The sequence below is a fragment of the Erythrobacteraceae bacterium WH01K genome (assembly GCA_027941995.1).
GTDB lineage: Bacteria > Pseudomonadota > Alphaproteobacteria > Sphingomonadales > Sphingomonadaceae > CAJXSN01.
The window spans coordinates 2,399,578-2,415,475 of record CP115966.1 but is presented as its reverse complement, the minus strand read 5'-3'; the positions used below and the strand labels follow the sequence as shown (position 1 = coordinate 2,415,475).

General features: G+C 63.3%; 10 protein-coding genes. 4 read left to right on the top strand and 6 right to left on the bottom strand.

Annotated elements, in window-relative coordinates; translation table 11 throughout:
• Position 1: 1 nt before the first annotated feature.
• The 3 genes from PF049_11900 to PF049_11890 form a co-directional block, all read right to left on the bottom strand.
• On the bottom strand, positions 2–1,867 hold the full coding sequence (locus PF049_11900) for an alpha-amylase family glycosyl hydrolase (protein ID WBY16282.1): 1,866 nt from the start codon (positions 1,865–1,867) through the stop codon (positions 2–4).
• Positions 1,864–3,375, bottom strand: a complete 1,512-nt coding sequence (locus tag PF049_11895) for a tryptophan 7-halogenase (GenBank protein ID WBY16281.1) — start codon at positions 3,373–3,375, stop codon at positions 1,864–1,866. Before PF049_11895 ends, PF049_11900 begins: the two co-directional genes overlap by 4 nt.
• A 138-nt stretch (positions 3,376–3,513) precedes the next feature.
• The gene (locus tag PF049_11890) at positions 3,514–6,177 is read right to left on the bottom strand and encodes a TonB-dependent receptor (GenBank protein WBY17920.1); all 2,664 of its coding nucleotides are present in this window, start codon (positions 6,175–6,177) and stop codon (positions 3,514–3,516) included.
• A gap of 327 nt (positions 6,178–6,504) precedes the next feature.
• On the opposite strand from PF049_11890, the gene PF049_11885 reads away from it, so the two are divergent.
• The 4 genes from PF049_11885 to PF049_11870 all read left to right on the top strand — a co-directional run bounded on the left by PF049_11885 (position 6,505) and on the right by PF049_11870 (position 13,651).
• On the top strand, positions 6,505–7,539 hold the full coding sequence (locus PF049_11885; GenBank protein ID WBY16280.1) for a LacI family DNA-binding transcriptional regulator: 1,035 nt from the start codon (positions 6,505–6,507) through the stop codon (positions 7,537–7,539).
• Between the two features lie 118 nt (positions 7,540–7,657).
• Positions 7,658–9,160, top strand: a complete 1,503-nt coding sequence (locus PF049_11880) for an MFS transporter (protein WBY16279.1) — start codon at positions 7,658–7,660, stop codon at positions 9,158–9,160.
• 188 nt (positions 9,161–9,348) lie between these two features.
• Positions 9,349–12,306 carry a TonB-dependent receptor gene (locus PF049_11875; protein ID WBY16278.1) on the top strand — a complete coding sequence of 986 codons (2,958 nt, stop codon included), beginning with the start codon at positions 9,349–9,351 and terminating at the stop codon, positions 12,304–12,306.
• 52 nt (positions 12,307–12,358) lie between these two features.
• Positions 12,359–13,651, top strand: a complete 1,293-nt coding sequence (locus PF049_11870; GenBank protein WBY16277.1) for an MFS transporter — start codon at positions 12,359–12,361, stop codon at positions 13,649–13,651.
• A gap of 27 nt (positions 13,652–13,678) precedes the next feature.
• Here PF049_11870 and PF049_11865 read toward each other — a convergent pair whose 3' ends face one another.
• Genes PF049_11865 through maiA form a run of 3 tightly spaced genes read right to left on the bottom strand, consistent with a single transcriptional unit; the run spans position 13,679 to position 15,871 of the window.
• Entirely contained in the window at positions 13,679–14,197 is a 519-nt protein-coding gene (locus tag PF049_11865) for a DUF421 domain-containing protein (protein WBY16276.1), read from the bottom strand.
• Positions 14,197–15,207 (bottom strand): fumarylacetoacetate hydrolase family protein, encoded by a 1,011-nt coding sequence (locus PF049_11860; GenBank protein WBY16275.1) that lies wholly within the window; start codon positions 15,205–15,207, stop codon positions 14,197–14,199. The genes PF049_11865 and PF049_11860 overlap by 1 nt, the downstream gene beginning before the upstream one ends.
• A 19-nt stretch (positions 15,208–15,226) precedes the next feature.
• Positions 15,227–15,871: a maleylacetoacetate isomerase gene (maiA, locus tag PF049_11855; GenBank protein WBY16274.1), complete on the bottom strand. Its 645-nt coding sequence runs from the start codon at positions 15,869–15,871 to the stop codon at positions 15,227–15,229.
• Between the last annotated feature and the right edge of the window lie 27 nt (positions 15,872–15,898).

The following is a 15,898-nucleotide window of genomic DNA, read 5'->3' as shown; positions in this document are numbered from 1 at the left end:
ATCAGTCTGCCCCGCTCGTCAGCGTGCAGGCGGTATAGCCGAGGGCCGGCAGGTCGATCCGCATGCTGCCGCGCGCTGCCAGCGAGAGCGGGCACTGTCCCATCAGCGCGGATACGCCGGTGGCACCGTAATCGACTTCGACATGACGGGTAATGGGCGCGTTCGAGGTGTTGAAAGCGACGAGCACCCGCTCACCCGACGCAGGATCGTGCCGTTCCACGGCCAGCAGGCCGGGACCTTCGTGATCGAAGGCGCGCACTGCGGTCGTACCGCGCATCAGGGCAGGGCTGGAAAGGCGGACCTCGGCAAGGGCCGCGATCAGTTCGTACAGCGGATGACGCGTGTCGAAATTGTCCTGCGCGGTAATCGCATCGGTGCCCAGCAGGTCGTTGTCGTTGTAGACGTCGGTGCGGCTGGGGAACATATCCTCGCGCGCCAGCTGGTCGTTGCCGTCGCTGACGAAGCCCTGTTCGTCGCCGTAATAGATGGTCGGCACGCCGCGCAGGGTGAACATCATGGCATGGCCCAGCATGACGCGGGCGAGGATCTCGTCTTCGCCCGCCCCTTCCGCATGGTCTCGCACGAACATGGAGAACCGCCCCATGTCGTGATTGCCGAGGAATGTCGGCAGGCCCGGCGCCGTGTCGGCCCCTCCGGGATAGACCGCGTCCTGTTCCATCAGATCGGCCATCATGGACGGCGCGCTTTTTCCGCCGGCGACTTCTTGTGCAGCGGCTGCGAAGCCGAAGTCCAGCGTGTAGGGCAGGCCCGACTTCGCCATGATTTCCGCGCCCAGCGGCTGGACCGGATTGCTCCAGTACACTTCGCCGAAGACGTGGAAATTGGGAATGCCTGCGGCTGCGGCGCGGGCCCGGATGGCGGGCACGAATTGCTGCCAGAATCCGGGGTTCACATGCTTCGCGGTGTCGATGCGGAAACCGTCGATACCGAATTCGTCGATCCAGCCGCCGAAGATGTCGATCATGCCCTGGACCACGCGCGGATGCTCCGTGAACAGGTCGTCCAGCCCGACGAAATCGCCATAGACGCTGCTTTCGCCGACCCACGCGCTGTCGCCGCGGTTGTGATAGTAGATCGGATCGTTCAGCCAGGCCGGAACCTTGATATCCTTCTCAGCCTTCGGGACGACGGGCGTGTAGGCATAGGCCGGGTCGGTAAGCGCCGCCCAGTTCGCCGCGGCCGGATCATCGTCGCCGACAAAGCCGGTATTGATCGGCGCGCCATCTACCCCGCCGCGCGTGGAATAGGGATATTCGCCCTTGCTGCGATAGGCGTATTCGTCCTCCGCATAGCGGATCACATCGGCGGTGTGGTTGGTGATGATGTCCATGTAGACTTTCATCCCGCGCGCATGCGCCGCGTCGACGAAGGCCTTGAATTCGGCATTGGTGCCGAAATGCGGATCGACCCGGGTGAAATCGGTCACCCAGTATCCGTGATAGCCCGCGCTGAGCGAGCCCGGATTGCCGGGATCGCCCTGGACGGGCTTGTTCTTGAAAATCGGCGCGAACCAGATCGCCGTGACGCCCAATCCCTGGATGTAATCGAGCTTTTCGGTCAGCCCCTTCAAATCGCCGCCGTGATACCAGCCCTTGTGGGTCGGATCGTAGCCGCTAGCGAGCCTGTCCGGCCCATAGCCGCCGTCGTCATTGGTGGTATCGCCATTGGCGAAGCGGTCGGGCAGGACGAAATAGATAACCTCGTCCGTGACCGGGCGGGCGCGGAAATCCTGCTCTGTACCTGATGCCGGGCCTTGCGCTGCAATTTGTGCGGGCGGCGTGCCGGCGCAGGCGGGGAGCGCAAGCCCGGCACTGGCGGCCAGCAGGAGGGCGGCTTTGCGGATCATGCGGATTTCCTCTGCGAATGGTCGATGACGGCGCGCAGGAAATCTGCGTGGTCTGCCATGGATTGGACGGTCTGCCGATTGCGGGATGCGATCCGCTCCAGCATCGCGGAAAGCTGAGCGGCAGGCATCTGGTCCGCGATCGGATTGTAGCTGCCGGGGACAATGCCCTGTCCCGTCAGGACCTGCAGCCAGCCCGGTTCGGTGAACAATTCCTCGTGTTCACGGTGGATCGTGCCGCTGGCCCTGTAGAGAGCAATTTTCGCCGCAAGCGTGTCGGGGATTTGCACGGCCCGGCAGCGATCCCAGAACGGTTCTGTGGTCCTGCCATTTGCGACATAATGCAGGATCAGGAAGTCGCGGATACGCTCCCACTCGAACCGGGCCTGCCGGTTGAATTCGTCCCTGACAGCCTTTTCGCATGCCTTTCCGGGAAGCATCTGGAGAAGGCGTGCGATGGACGACTGGATCAGGTGGATGGATGTCGATTCAAGCGGCTCCATGAAGCCGGCGGCCAGGCCGAGAGCGAGGCAGTTGCGTTCCCACTGTCGCGTTCGCATGCCGGTCCTGAAGCGCAGGGTGCGGGGCTGGCCCAATGGCTCGCCATCGATAGCGCCCAGAAGAATCGCAGTGGCCTCGTCCTCGCTCATGAACTCGCTGCTGAAGACATGGCCGTTGCCGATCCGGTGCTGCAGCGGGATGCGCCACTGCCAGCCCGCCTTGCGCGCGATCGCCCGGGTATAGGGCGTCAGATCACCTGCAGAGGCGCAGGGCACCGCGACGGCACGGTCGCAAGGGAGCCAATGCGACCAGTCCTCGAACCCGGTGCCGAGCGTTTCGCCCAGCAGGAGCGAGCGGAAACCCGTGCAGTCGAGGAAGATCCCGCCTTCCACCCGCGTGCCATCTTCCAGCACCAACGCTGCAATATCGCCGGTGTCGCCATCGCGTTCGACAGAGACGATCGCGCCTTCGACCCGCCGCACCCCGCGCTCTTCGGAATAGCGGCGCAGCATCGCGGCATAGAGCCCGGCATCGAAGTGATAGGCCCAGGGCAGATCGGGCGCAGGCTGGCCCGGCTCTGCCCGGAAGAACTGCATCCTGCCGCCGCGCGCCGCGATATCGGTGAGGCAATAGTCGGCAAGCGGCCCTGCTTGTCCTTCCGCGCGAGCGCGCAGCCAGTAATGGTGGAACGGAAGGACGCCGGAAGGATGGCCCACGGACCCGAAAGCGTGGAGGTAGCTTGCCCCTTCGCCCGACCATCCGTCGAACTCGATGGCGAGCTTGAAGGTGCCCTTCGTCTCGCGCAGGAAGGTGCCTTCGTCGATGCCGAGAGCCGCGTTGAAAAGGCGGATCTGCGGAATGGTCGCCTCGCCAACGCCGACCGTACCGATGGCATCGCTTTCGACGAGGACGATTTCGCGCCCCGAGAAGCGCGCAAGCGTGGCAGCCGCCATCCACCCGGCGCTGCCGCCGCCGGCAATCACTATCGGGGGTAGGGCAGGATTGGGCACGCTCACATCTCCCTTATCGCCCCGTCATCATCAGCGGGGCAACCGCCAGGCCGGCAAACAGCTTTGCCGGCATGGCAGGGCGAACGGCGGATGGAGAGGCCCCCGCGACCCGCGAGAGGCCCCTCCATCCGGCAGGCTTCAGAACTTGTAGGTGAAGCCTGCGAGGAACCGGCGACCATATTCCTGGTAGTCGATGACCGCTTCGGGAACCGGCACGTCGAATTGCGACACGAAGGGCTGGTTGGTCAGGTTCTGGCCCTGCAGGTAGATCGACAGGCCATCGAGCGCGCCGCCTTCGAAGTCATAGCCGATCTGGGCGTCGATGATGGTCTCGGCCCGCGCACGGCGCCGCGTGGGCGATCCGCCGAAGCCGGTGAAGTCGGCCAAGAAGGAGGAGCGGTGACGCACGCTGCCGCGGGCGTTGAAGCCGTTCTTCTCGTAATAGGCAGTGCCGTTTGCGACCCATTTCGAGTAACCCGGGATGACCGCTTCGTCGCCATTCGCGTTCTCCACCTTGGAGTCCGTCCAGCCGAGGCCGCCGGTCACGCCGAACCCGTCCAATGCAGGCGTGATGATGTCCAGCGGGAAGACGATGGACGCCTCTGCCCCGTAGAAATCGCCGCCGCCCGTATTGGTAGGTGCATCCAGCAGGCCGATCTGCGTCGCCACAGGCTGGCCCGCCGGGTCCGGGAAGGCCGAGTAATCGAACACGAAGCGCGCGCGGTCGATATAGCTCTTGATGTCCTTGTAGAAGAACTGGAGCGCGACCACGCCCTGGCCCCCGCCGCCGAAATATTTCTCGATATTGAAGTCGACGGCGTTGGCGCGGTACGGACGCAGCAGCGGGTTGCCGCCGCCGCCGCTGATGAAGGGCGCGACGCCGGTCGGGCTTTCCGAGGGATTGATATTGATGCCGTAGCCGATGGCAACGCGCAGGTCGTCCAGGCGCGGGCGCTGGATTTGGCGGCTGGCGGCAATGCGGAACACCCAGTCGCTGTCGAGCCGAAGCGACAGGTTGGCCGACGGCAGGACGTCCCAGTAACTGTCACCCAGCGAGACGTTGACCTGCTGGCCACCTGCGAAGGCAAGGCCGGAGGATGTCTGGTCGGTCTGGATCGCCTGGACCCCGATATTACCGGTCAGGATGCCGGCGCCCAGCTGCTGGTCGATATCCAGCTGGCCGTAGATTGTCATCAGGTCTTCGCTGATGCGGAAGGCCTTGGCCGGGATGTCGTTCGACAGGTTGCGGTCGAGCACCAGTTCGCCCGAGGCGATGATGTCGCGTGCATCGTAGCTGACGATGGGCCCCAGGCCCAGGTAATCGAGATCGGTATTGCGCAGCAGGAACTGGTCCGGAATGGCGATTTCGGTCAGGCCGGCGCGCGGCTGCACGAAGAATTCGTCCGGCGTCAGGCTCTTGTCGCGATTGGTATAGGACAGGCCGAACAGCACCTTGCTGACGAAGCCGTCCAGTTCGCGCGAGATTCCCACGCGGTACTGCTTCAGCTCGTCCTCGATGATGCGGTTGTTGTAATAGCCCGCCTGCACGCGGCTGCCACCCCAGCCGAGCGGGTCGGTCAGGACGATCTGCGTGGGATCGCTGTAGTCGAGCGAAGGCTGGAAGCTGGTGCCGTTGCGGTCGGACTGGAAACCGATCGTATCGGTCGCCCCGACGCCTGCATTGTATCCGGTGCCCGAATAGCTCTCGATGCTCAGTTCGTTGCGGTCGGTGCGGGAATAGCCGAAATCGACGAAGGCGTTCCATCCGTCGCCATTGTCGTATTCCAGGTTCAGCCCGCCGGAATAGAGGTCGGCCTGGCGCTGGAAGATGTCGTTGCGGATGACGCCTTCGACATTCTCGAACGTGCCGGACGACGCGAACTCGCCGAATTCGGTGTCCACGGTGGTGGCGGTCGAGGAATCGAAGGTGGTGCCGAAGGCTCCGAAGCCCAGGGGAAGCTCGATGCCGCGTTTCGACTGGTCATCGTCGAAATTGGAATAGAATGCATCGGTGGTCAGCGTCAGGCTGTCCGTGAAGTCGATCTCCAGCGTACCGGACACGCCGATGCGCTGCAGCTGCGTGGAAGTCACGAAGCTTTTCGAACCGCCGATGACGAAGGGCGAGCCCGGCTCGCCGCTGCCGGCATAGCCCCAGGCGTTGAATTCCTGCAGCTGGTACGGCTCGTCGGTATAGGCGGCGGACAGCGCGATGCCGACCGTGTCGTCCGCGAACTGGTCGACATAGGTGCCGTTCACGCGGAAGCCGAATTCCTTCGACCCGGCGTTGAGCGCGCCGAGATCGGCATAGGATCCCTTAGCGCCGATCGCCAGGATGCGCTCTCGCTGGTCGAGCGGGCGGATCGTACGGACATCGATCGTCCCGACCAGGCCCTGGCCGACAAGAGAGGCGCTCGGCGTCTTGTACACGACCACCTGGTTGACGACTTCGGAAGGATACTGGTCGAATTCGATCGCGCGGTTGTCGCCGGTCGACGTCTGCTCGCGTCCGTTCAGCAGCGTCTGCGAGAAATCGGGGCCGAAACCACGAATGGCGATCACGTTGGCGCGGCCGTTCAGGCGCTGCGACGTGACGCCGGGCAGACGGGCAATGGATTCGCCGATGGAGTCGTCCGGCAGCTTGCCGATGTCCTCGGCAGTGACCGATTCCAGGATCAGGTCGCTGCGGCGCTTCTCGTTGACCGCGCTTTCCAGCGAGGCGCGAAAGCCGCGGACCACGATGACTTCGTCGCCGTCCTCGTCTCCTTGCGGGGCCGCTTCCGGCGATTCCGCGTCCTGTGCCATCGCAGCCTGCGGTGCAGCGGCCAGGGCGAGCGAAAGGGCCAGCGCCGATCCGCTGATACCTGCCGAGAATGTCTTCCGGTTGATCACTTCGTACTCTCCCAAAATCGCCGTTCGCCGGCATTGTTTCGTCATGCTGAAGATGGGCGCCGCCCCCCTTCGGACAGGCCCGTTGGCTAGCTTGATGGAACGCCATTTTGGTGCGGGGAAGACGGTATACGTATGTTTGTGCAGCGCAGCATCAGCCCATGTCGCCAAATTGCCACACCGCGCCGTGCCCGCTTGCCGAAGGGTCTGCAACGCGTCATTATGCGGGCCGAGGAGCACGCTATGGGGCGGCGCAAGACCGGCAGGCCAACCAGCATCGACATTGCCTACAAGGCGGGGGTTTCGCAGCCCACCGTCAGCCGGGCGCTGCGCGGCGATACTTCGGTCAGTGTGCAGACGCGCGAGCGGATCGAGCGTATTGCAAGGGAGCTGAACTACGCGGTCGATCGCAATGCTTCCTCGCTGCGGACCCAGCGGTCCGACACGATAGCCCTGCTCATCTTCGAAGATCCCACACCCGACGAAAGCATGATCAATCCCTTCTTCGTCGCCATGCTGGGGTCGATTACCCGCGCCTGCGCCCGTCGCGGTCTCGACCTGCTGGTATCGTTCCAGCGCATGGAAGACGACTGGCACCAGCGATACCATGACAGCCACCGGGCAGACGGGCTGATCCTGCTGGGCTATGGCGACTGGCAGCAATACGAGCGCCGATTGCAGCAATTGCAGGAGCAGGGCACGTCCTATGCCCGTTGGGGTTCCGTCAGCCAGGATAGCGGTGGCAAGACCATCGGGTCCGACAATTTCGAAGCCGGGCGGATCGCCGGTCGGCACCTGATCGACGGGGGACGGCGCAATATCGCGTTCCTCGGCCGGATCGACGACAATGCGCCCGAATTCGCGCAGCGTTACCGCGGAATGGCCAGCGCGCTTGCGGATGCGGGCTTTGCTGTCCAGCCTCCGTTGCAGCATGATGCCATCACCAGCGAAGAGGCGGGACGCGCCGCGATGGAGGAGGTCATCGCCACCGGCCGGCCGTTCGACGCGGTCTTCGCAGCCAGCGACCTGATTGCGATCGGCGCGCTGCAGGTCCTTGCAGAGCGCGGCATCGCCGTGCCGGGCGACGTGGCGGTCATCGGGTTCGACAATATCGCTGCCGCCAGCCTGACGACACCGCCGCTCACCACCGTGATGCAGGATGTGCAGGGGGCTGGTCAGAAACTGGTCGACACGCTGCTGGCCCAGATCGAAGGGACTCCGATGCCCGATCCGCGAATGCCGACGCGGCTGATCGTGCGGGGCAGCACGGGCGGCTGAGAACCGACGATCACCGGCAACATTCGTATACATGTTGTCGATCCCCGTTGTCCGTGCGAGCCCGCATGGTGACGGGGTGCGCATTGTGACGACGGCCCCGCGGACAGGGAGAGTTCGCGTGAGTGCAGGCAAGCCCCGGCTGGGCCCGGGGGCATTGTTCAATATCAGCTTCGGCTTCTTCGGCATTCAGATCGGCTTCGCGCTGCAGAATGCGAACATGTCGCGCCTGTTCCAGACGCTGGGCGCCAGCATGGACGACCTGCCGGCATTGTGGGTCGCAGCCCCGCTGACCGGTCTCATCGTGCAGCCGATCATCGGGTATCTTTCGGACAAAACCTGGAACCGCTTCGGACGGCGCAAACCCTATTTCCTGACCGGCGCGATCCTGGCGTCCCTTGCGCTGTTCCTGATGCCGCTCAGCCCGGCATTCGGCGCGCCGCTGCTGTTCGCGGCGGCCATGCTGTGGGTGCTGGACGCATCGCTCAACATCTCGATGGAGCCGTTCCGCGCCTTTGTCGGCGACATGCTGGGAACCGACCAGCATAGCGCAGGCTATGCCGTGCAAACCGCTTTCATCGGCGCGGGCGCGGTGGTCGGATCGATCTTCCCCGCCCTGCTGGAATGGCTGGGCGTGGCGAATGTCGCGCCGCCGGGGCAACTGCCCGATACCGTCCGCTGGAGTTTCTGGTCCGGCGCAGCAATCCTGTTCGCGGCAGTCATGTGGACCGTTCTAACGGTGAAGGAATACAGCCCCGAACAGATGGCGGAATTCGGAGGTGATAGCGCGCAGGACCTGTCGCAACCGGCGCGTGTCCTTGCCTCGAAATCTTTCCTTGCCGGCGGTTTATGGATAGCCCTTGGCACAGCGGTCGTCCTTGCGGTCGAGGCATTCTCGCTGGAGAAGGAAGTCTATCTCCTCGGCGCATTGCTGGCAGCGTATGGCGTGCTCAGCATTGCAGCGATCACGATGGCGCGGCGCGGACAGGATGCGAACATCCTTTCCAGCATCATCGGCGATTTTTCAGGGATGCCGCCGGTCATGAAACGGCTCGCCTTGGTCCAGTTCTTCAGCTGGTCGGCGCTGTTCATCATGTGGATCAACACGACGCCGGTCGTCACGCAATATGTTTACGGCAGCACCGATACGGCCAGTGCCGCCTATAACGAAGGGGCGAACTGGGTGAATGTCCTGTTCACCGTCTATAACGGGGTGGCCGCGATTGCAGCCCTTGCGCTGCTTCCGGTCATGAGCCGCAGGATCGGGCAGGTCTGGACCCATGCCGCCTGCCTGATGCTGGGCGCGGCAGGCTTCCTGATGTTCTTCGCCGTGCGCGATGCGCAGGCCCTTCTGCTGGCGGAGATCGGTATCGGCATCGCCTGGGCCAGCATCCTTGCCATGCCCTACGCCATCCTCGCCTCCAACCTGCCCCAGCAGAAGCTCGGCATCTATATGGGCCTGTTCAATGTCTTCATCGTCGTGCCGCAATTGCTGGTCGCAACGGTCATGGGCAGCGTGATGAATGCCTTCTTCCCAGGCGAACCGGTGTGGACAATGTTGTTCGCGGCGTCCTGCTGGGTGGTGGCCGCAGCAGCCATGATCCGTGTGAAATCCGTGCTTTAGCAACGATGGGTGTTGTAAAGTTACACAACCGGCAACAAAATTGTCATATCCTATTGCCGCGCCCTGATCGTGTGTGCATGATGCTCCCCTGTCTTGGGAGAGGGGCATGCATTTGAACGGTCCGTAAACAAGGGCCGCAGTGCGTCTGATGTTCTCCCCGAGGTGCAAACCCTTGGAGGAGAGCCAAGATGATGCGTACAGATTACCTCAGCACCGTTGCGCGCGGCGTACTTGCCAGCGCAGTCCTGATAGGGGCCAGTCCTGCACTGGCCCAGGTCGATCCCATTACCGCGGGGTCGGATACTTCCGAAAACGACAATACGATCGTCGTTACCGGCTCGCTTATTCGCGGCACGCCGGAAGATGCATCGCTTCCGGTCGATGTCTTCACCGCCGAAGACCTGGCTGCGAACGGCATCGATTCCCCGCTAGACTTCATCAAGGAACTGCCCTCGGTCGGCGCGGTCCTTGGCGATACCAACCAGTTCTCGACCGTGGCGCAGGGTTTCCAGGGCGTCGGCTCCATCAACCTTCGCGGTCTCGATCCGACCCGTACCCTCGTGCTTCTCAACGGCAAACGCACCATCCAGGCGCCGGGCGCAGGCTTTGCCGATACCAATTTGATGCCGCTGTTCGCACTCGACCGGGTCGAGCTGCTAAAGGACGGCGCGGCAGCAACCTATGGTTCCGATGCCATTGCGGGCGTGGCCAACTTTGTCACGCGGCGCAATTTCGTCGGCGCCGAATTGCAGGGCAATTACACCTTCATCGACGGGTCTGACGGCAATTATACGTTGAGCGGGCTGGTCGGTCTCGAGCTTGGAGAGGCAAACGTCCTGCTCGGCGCTGGGTATCAACACCGCTCCGAACTGCGCACCACGGAACGCGATTACACGCAGACCGAATATACGGTGAACCCGTCGGCCTATTCCGCTCTCTCCACTCCCGGCCTGCTCGCCGTGAGCTATTTCGATACCGGTACGGGAACCGTGAACACGCAGGTCCGGCCCGACGTCGGCTGTGAATCTCTGGGCGGTTTCCAGGACGGGGCGCTGTGCCGCTTTACCTACGTTCCCTACGACAACATCGTCGAGGACGAGGATCGCTACCAGATCTACGGGCAGGTATCGGCCCCGATTTCGGACCGGATCGATTTCTTCGTCGAGGCCCTGTTCGCGACGAGCAGGCTCGACAACCTCAACTATTCGCCGTCCTTCCCGCCGACCCAGGGGCCGCGCGGCTCGGGCTTCACCAGCGCTTTCACGACGTCGCCAGCGAACCCCGGCCTGCCGGCGTTCCTGGACCAGGTCGGATTGCCGCAGAGCAGCCCGACCAATCCGATCGTCGCGGTTACCAACGTACTGTTCCGCCCGTTCGGCTTCCTCGGCAACCCGCGCGACCAGGATAGCGGTGCAGCGCGCGGTTTCGCGGAAAACCACGCCTATCGCATCAGCGGCGGGTTCGATTTCGAACTGTCGGACAACCTGTTCCTCGACATCGACGGGACCTTCTGGGAATCGGACCGGACCTTCTTCGCGCCGGGCATCATCGGCTCCCGCCTGCAGGCCGCCCTGAACGGGTTCGGCGGACCGAACTGCCGGGGAACGACCCCGGGAGAGAACGGCTGCTTGTTCTTCAACCCGTTCACCAATGCCGGGCCGCGTAACCCGGCGCTGAACATCGACAACCAGTTCTACGTACCGGGTGCGGAAAACAGCGAAGAGCTGGTAGCCTGGCTGCAGGTTCCCAATGGAACCGAGGAAGAGGAAACGCAGGTCGTGTTCGATGCCGTCCTGTCCGGTGGTACCGGGTTCGAGCTTCCCGGAGGGGAAGTGGCGTTCGCTGCCGGCGTCCAGTACCGCAAGAACAAGTTCACGACCGACCCGCTGAACCAGCTGTCGAATCTCGACGTGAACCCGTGCTTCATTCTGGGCGACCAGAGCTGCGTGGGCACGGCGACGGAAGGCGTGGGCTCCTTCATCTTCCTCGGTGGTTCGCGGCCCGCGCGCCTGTCGCAGGACGTGTATGCCGTCTTCGCGGAAGTCTCGGTCCCGGTGACCGACCGGCTCGAGCTCGACGGCGCAATCCGTTACGAGGATTACGGTTCGCCCATCGGGTCGACCGTCAATCCGAAGGCTTCGGCCCGGTTCGAAGCGACGGACTGGCTGACCCTGCGCGGTTCGGTCGGCACCACCTTCCGTGGTCCGCTGGCATCCAACGTATCGCCCAATGGTACCACGGCGCTGCAGGGGTTCACCGCGGCCGGCGGCAACTACAAGTCGCTCGACATCTTCGGCAACCCGAACGACCTGGGACCGGAAACCGCGCTGACCTACAATCTCGGTTTCATCCTGACGCCGGGCAATCTGACCTTCAGCGTGGATTACTGGTCGATCGACCTGGAAGACCGGATCACGACCACGCCGGGCGATGCCATCGCCAGCTTCGTCGCCAATGGCCAGACCACGGGTAACGAGCCGGTCAATTGCGCCAGCCCGCTGGCCAACCTGATTACCTTCAGCGGCAACCAGTGCGTGCAGGGCACGACGACCGGTCTCGACATCGCCCGCGTGCGTACCGATTTCGTCAACGGTCCGGATGTGAAGATCACCGGACTCGATGTCGCGATCAATTACGACTTCCCGTTAGATTTCGGGATGTTCTCGATCGGCGGCAACGGGTCCTACAATCTGGGCTACGAATTCGATCCGTTCGAAGTGCAGGGCGTGCAGGTGATCGACAGCTACGACGCGGTCGGTTTCGGCAATTATTTCCGCGACCCGAACACGGTCCCGGAATGGCGCGCCAATGCCTATGCCAACTTCAACGCCGGCGGGTTCAACGCCCGTTACGTCCTGACGCATATCGACGGCGTGACGGACGATCGCTGCATTGGGCGCGATCCATGCTTCCAGACTTCTGCCGGTCCGACCGATTACGGGATCGAGAGCGGTAGCTTCACGAAGCATGATTTCTTCCTGACCTACGAATTGCAGTTCCGCGGCGTGGAAGCGCAATTGCAGGCGGGCGTGGAGAATTTCACCGACGCAGCACCGGCCGAGGCCCAGCTTCCGCTCGGCTACAACCCGTTCATCGGATCGGCGCTGGGGCGGACTTACCGTCTCGGCCTGAAGACGAACTTCTAGGAGGAATGGATGCCGGGATCGCGGACCCCGTGATTCCGGCATCACGACATATATGAACACAGACCAGACCCAGCAGACGCTGAGCCCCCGTGCGACCCGCGTCACGCTGGGGCTGCTGACGACGACCTATTTCTTCAGTTACATGGACCGGCAGATCCTCGCGATCCTGCTGGAGGACATCAAGGCGGACCTCCTGCTGTCCGATACGCAGCTAGGCCTGCTGTCGGGGCTGGCCTTCGCCCTGTTTTACGCCACGCTCGGCGTCCCGGTTGCGGCCCTTGCCGATCGGTCGAACCGGCGAAACATCATCGCCGTAGCTCTGGCTCTGTGGAGCGGGATGACCGCGCTTTGCGGCCTCGCCCAGAACTTCACGCACCTGCTGCTCGCCCGTATCGGGGTGGGCGTCGGGGAGGCCGGGTCAAGCCCGCCGAGCCATTCGATGATCGCCGATATGTATCCGGCGGAAAAACGCGCGCTCGCCTTGTCGATCTACTCGCTGGGCGTGACCTTGGGGGCCGCTGCGGGCCAGATATTCGGCGGTAACATCACCTATTTCTTCGACTGGCGGACGGCGTTCATCGCGGTTGGCCTGCCGGGGCTCGTGCTGGCAATCCTGGTGCGCGTATTCGCCAGCGAGCCGCCACGTATTGCAGAACCGGGCCACGCGGCGCTGGAAGGGCAACCGACCATCCGCGAAGGCTTCGCCTCCATTTTCTCGAACGAAGCGGCGCGCTGGCTGGTGGCGGGCGTGACGCTGACGTCGTTGATCGGTTACGCGCTGACCGGCTGGACGCCGCCTTATCTCATTCGCAGCTTTGGCCTGAACACCCTGCAGATCGGCAATATCGTCGCGCCCCTGCTCGCCGTTGCAGGCGTTGCCAGCGGACTGGGAAGCGGATGGTTCGCCAACCGGCTGGCGCAGCGATACGGAATGCAGGCCCAGCCTCTGATGATCGCGGGATTGAAGCTGCTCGCCCTGCCATTCCTCATCATGTTCTACCTGATGCAGGACGCTTTCTGGGCGGTGGGTGCCTATTTCATCGCGGTCCTGTTCCAGAGCTGTTACCTGGGGCCCACATTCGCCATGCTTCAGACACTGGCTCCGATGAAGATGCGGGCCGTGTGGGCCGCGATTACCCTGCTGGTCATCAACCTGATCGGCCTCGGTCTTGGGCCGACCCTGATCGGGGTCATTTCGGACCTCTACATCCCGCGCTTCGGCGACGAATCCCTGCGATACGCGCTGCTGACGGTCGGCTTGCTGACGCCGCTGGCAATCTGGTTCTACTACATGGCCTCGCGCGCCCTGCGGCTGGAGGCGGAGCGCAAGGCTGCCATGGCCTGAGCCACGGACAAGCCGGGACCTGCCCCGTCAGGTCAGGTCCCGGACATTCGCGATCAGCGTTTTCTCCAGCGTATCGCCATGGAGAACGGACACGTCACCTGTCGTCTCCAGGACTACGGCCCGGACCTTGCCCATTTCCAGCACATTGGCTTCGCGCAGCTTGGCCATGACGTCGGACTTGGCGACGCGCTCGTCATGCAGCGCTTTTTCGCAGAACTCCCCGTCCTTCATCAGCAGGACGGCATCGTTCTGGATCGCCTGCTCGAACGGGTCGGAGTTCTTGCGGATACGGGACATGGTCAATTGCACGAAGAACAGTGTGGCCATCGCCAGCATCGCCTGCGCGAAGCCTTCCCATCCGGTCGCCTGCGCCGCGCCGGCCAGGAGCGAACCCGTCGCGACCGTCATGACAAAGTCGAAATTCGTCATCTTGGAAAAGGAGCGCAGGCCTACGATCCGGACCAGCAGGACAACCCAGAACAGGCCCACCGTCGACAGGATTACGGCGCGCGCGATCACGTCGGGCCAGGTCGCCTCGAAAAACATCAGGCCTGAACCACTTCCTGCCGGATGGCGCCGAAGATCGAATGCCCCTCCGCATCGTCCATCCAGATTTTGACCGTGTCGCCCGGATGCATGAAGCGGGTCTTCGCCTCGCCTTCGGCAATCGTCTCGATCATGCGGATTTCGGCAATACAACTATAGCCCAGCCCGCCTTCGCTGACAGGCTTGCCCGGATCGCCTTCCGGCCCCTTGTTGCTGACCGTGCCCGACCCGATGATCGCACCCGCGCCCAGATTGCGCGTCTTGGCCGCGTGGGCGACAAGATCTGCCAGGCTGAAGGTTGCATCCTCGCCCGCCTGTGCCCTGCCGAAGGGCTCGCCATTGTAATTCACCATCAGCGGCAGGTGGATGACGTTGTCCTTCCACGCATCGCCCAGTTCGTCGGGGGTCACGCATACCGGGCTGAATGCGGTCGCAGGCTTCGACTGGAAGAAGCCGAACCCCTTTGCCAGTTCGCCGGGGATAAGGCCACGAAGCGAGACGTCGTTTACCAGCATGACCAACTTGATGTGGCCAGCGGCTTCCTCGCTCGACACGCCCATGGGAACGTCGTCGGTAATGACGGCCACTTCGCCTTCCATGTCGCAGCCCCATTTGACATCGCTCAGGGGAATGTCGGCACGCGGCGGAAGGAAGTCGTCGCTGCCACCCTGGTACATCAGCGGATCGTGGTAGAAGCTTTCCGGAACCTCCGCACCGCGCGCCTTGCGCACCAGTTCGACGTGATTGATATACGCGCTGCCATCGGCCCATTGATAGGCGCGGGGCAGGGGGGAATGCGCCTCGCGCTCGTGGAACCGCTCGCACGGGACAGCCTGGTGTTCGACATCGCGGTAGAGCGCTTCCAGCTTCGGCGCGCATTCTTCCCAATTGTCGAGCGCGGCCTGCAGCGTCGGCGCGATATTGTCGGCGGCGCAATAGCGGGTGATGTCTTTCGAGACAACGACCAGCTTGCCGTCGCGGGTTCCATCGTTGAGCGTTGCGAGTTTCATAGATTCTCGTCCTTAGGTTCTAGTCTGTGTTTTTCGGGGCGTCCGGCTGCGCATCGGGATGCGCGCGCTGGAACGCCGGCAAAGCAAGGCACGCAGCCTCGATCCGGGTGGTGTGGGGCTTGTCGCCGAAATCGAAGTCGAAACGGCGGGCATTGTAGATCTGCGGCATCAGGACGACTTCGAAAAAGCCGGGCCTGTCGAACAGGAAATCGCCCGTTCCCAGCTGCGCCAGCCGCTGCTCCAGCGGCTCCAGCGTGCGGGCGAGCCAGTGGCGATACCAGTCACCCACCTGCTGCGGGGACTGGTCCAGTTCGTCCTTCAGGTATTTCAGTACAGGCAGGTTCAGCGGCGCGTGCAGTTCGGTCGCGATCGCATAGGCTAGCTCTCGTGCGAGATACCTTTGCTCCGGATCGGCGGGCATGAGGGGCGCACCGGGATAAGCATCGTCGAGCCATTCGATGATGGCCATAGACTGCACCTTGTCGCCGTCCGCCGTCTCCAGCATCGGCACGCTGCCGAACGGATTGCGACTGGTGAAGGCCGCGTCCTTCTGCTCCGCTTTCAGCAGATTCACCGCGCAATTTTCATACGCGATCCCTTTCAGCTCCAGCGCGCAGCGCAGGCGGTAGCTGGTCGAACTTCTGTAATAACCGTAGAGCTTCATGTGCCCGTCCTCCGTAGCATCGACGAA

What these genes read in the sequence shown, in the direction of transcription:
- PF049_11900 (WBY16282.1), bottom strand. Translation starts at nt 1,867, where the DNA reads ATGATCCGCAAAGCCGCCCTCCTGCTGGCCGCCAGTGCCGGGCTTGCG.
- PF049_11890 (WBY17920.1), bottom strand. Translation starts at nt 6,177, where the DNA reads ATGGCACAGGACGCGGAATCGCCGGAAGCGGCCCCGCAAGGAGACGAG.
- PF049_11885 (WBY16280.1), top strand. Translation starts at nt 6,505, where the DNA reads ATGGGGCGGCGCAAGACCGGCAGGCCAACCAGCATCGACATTGCCTAC.
- PF049_11875 (WBY16278.1), top strand. Translation starts at nt 9,349, where the DNA reads ATGATGCGTACAGATTACCTCAGCACCGTTGCGCGCGGCGTACTTGCC.
- PF049_11870 (WBY16277.1), top strand. Translation starts at nt 12,359, where the DNA reads ATGAACACAGACCAGACCCAGCAGACGCTGAGCCCCCGTGCGACCCGC.
- PF049_11865 (WBY16276.1), bottom strand. Translation starts at nt 14,197, where the DNA reads ATGTTTTTCGAGGCGACCTGGCCCGACGTGATCGCGCGCGCCGTAATC.
- PF049_11860 (WBY16275.1), bottom strand. Translation starts at nt 15,207, where the DNA reads ATGAAACTCGCAACGCTCAACGATGGAACCCGCGACGGCAAGCTGGTC.
- maiA (WBY16274.1), bottom strand. Translation starts at nt 15,871, where the DNA reads ATGAAGCTCTACGGTTATTACAGAAGTTCGACCAGCTACCGCCTGCGC.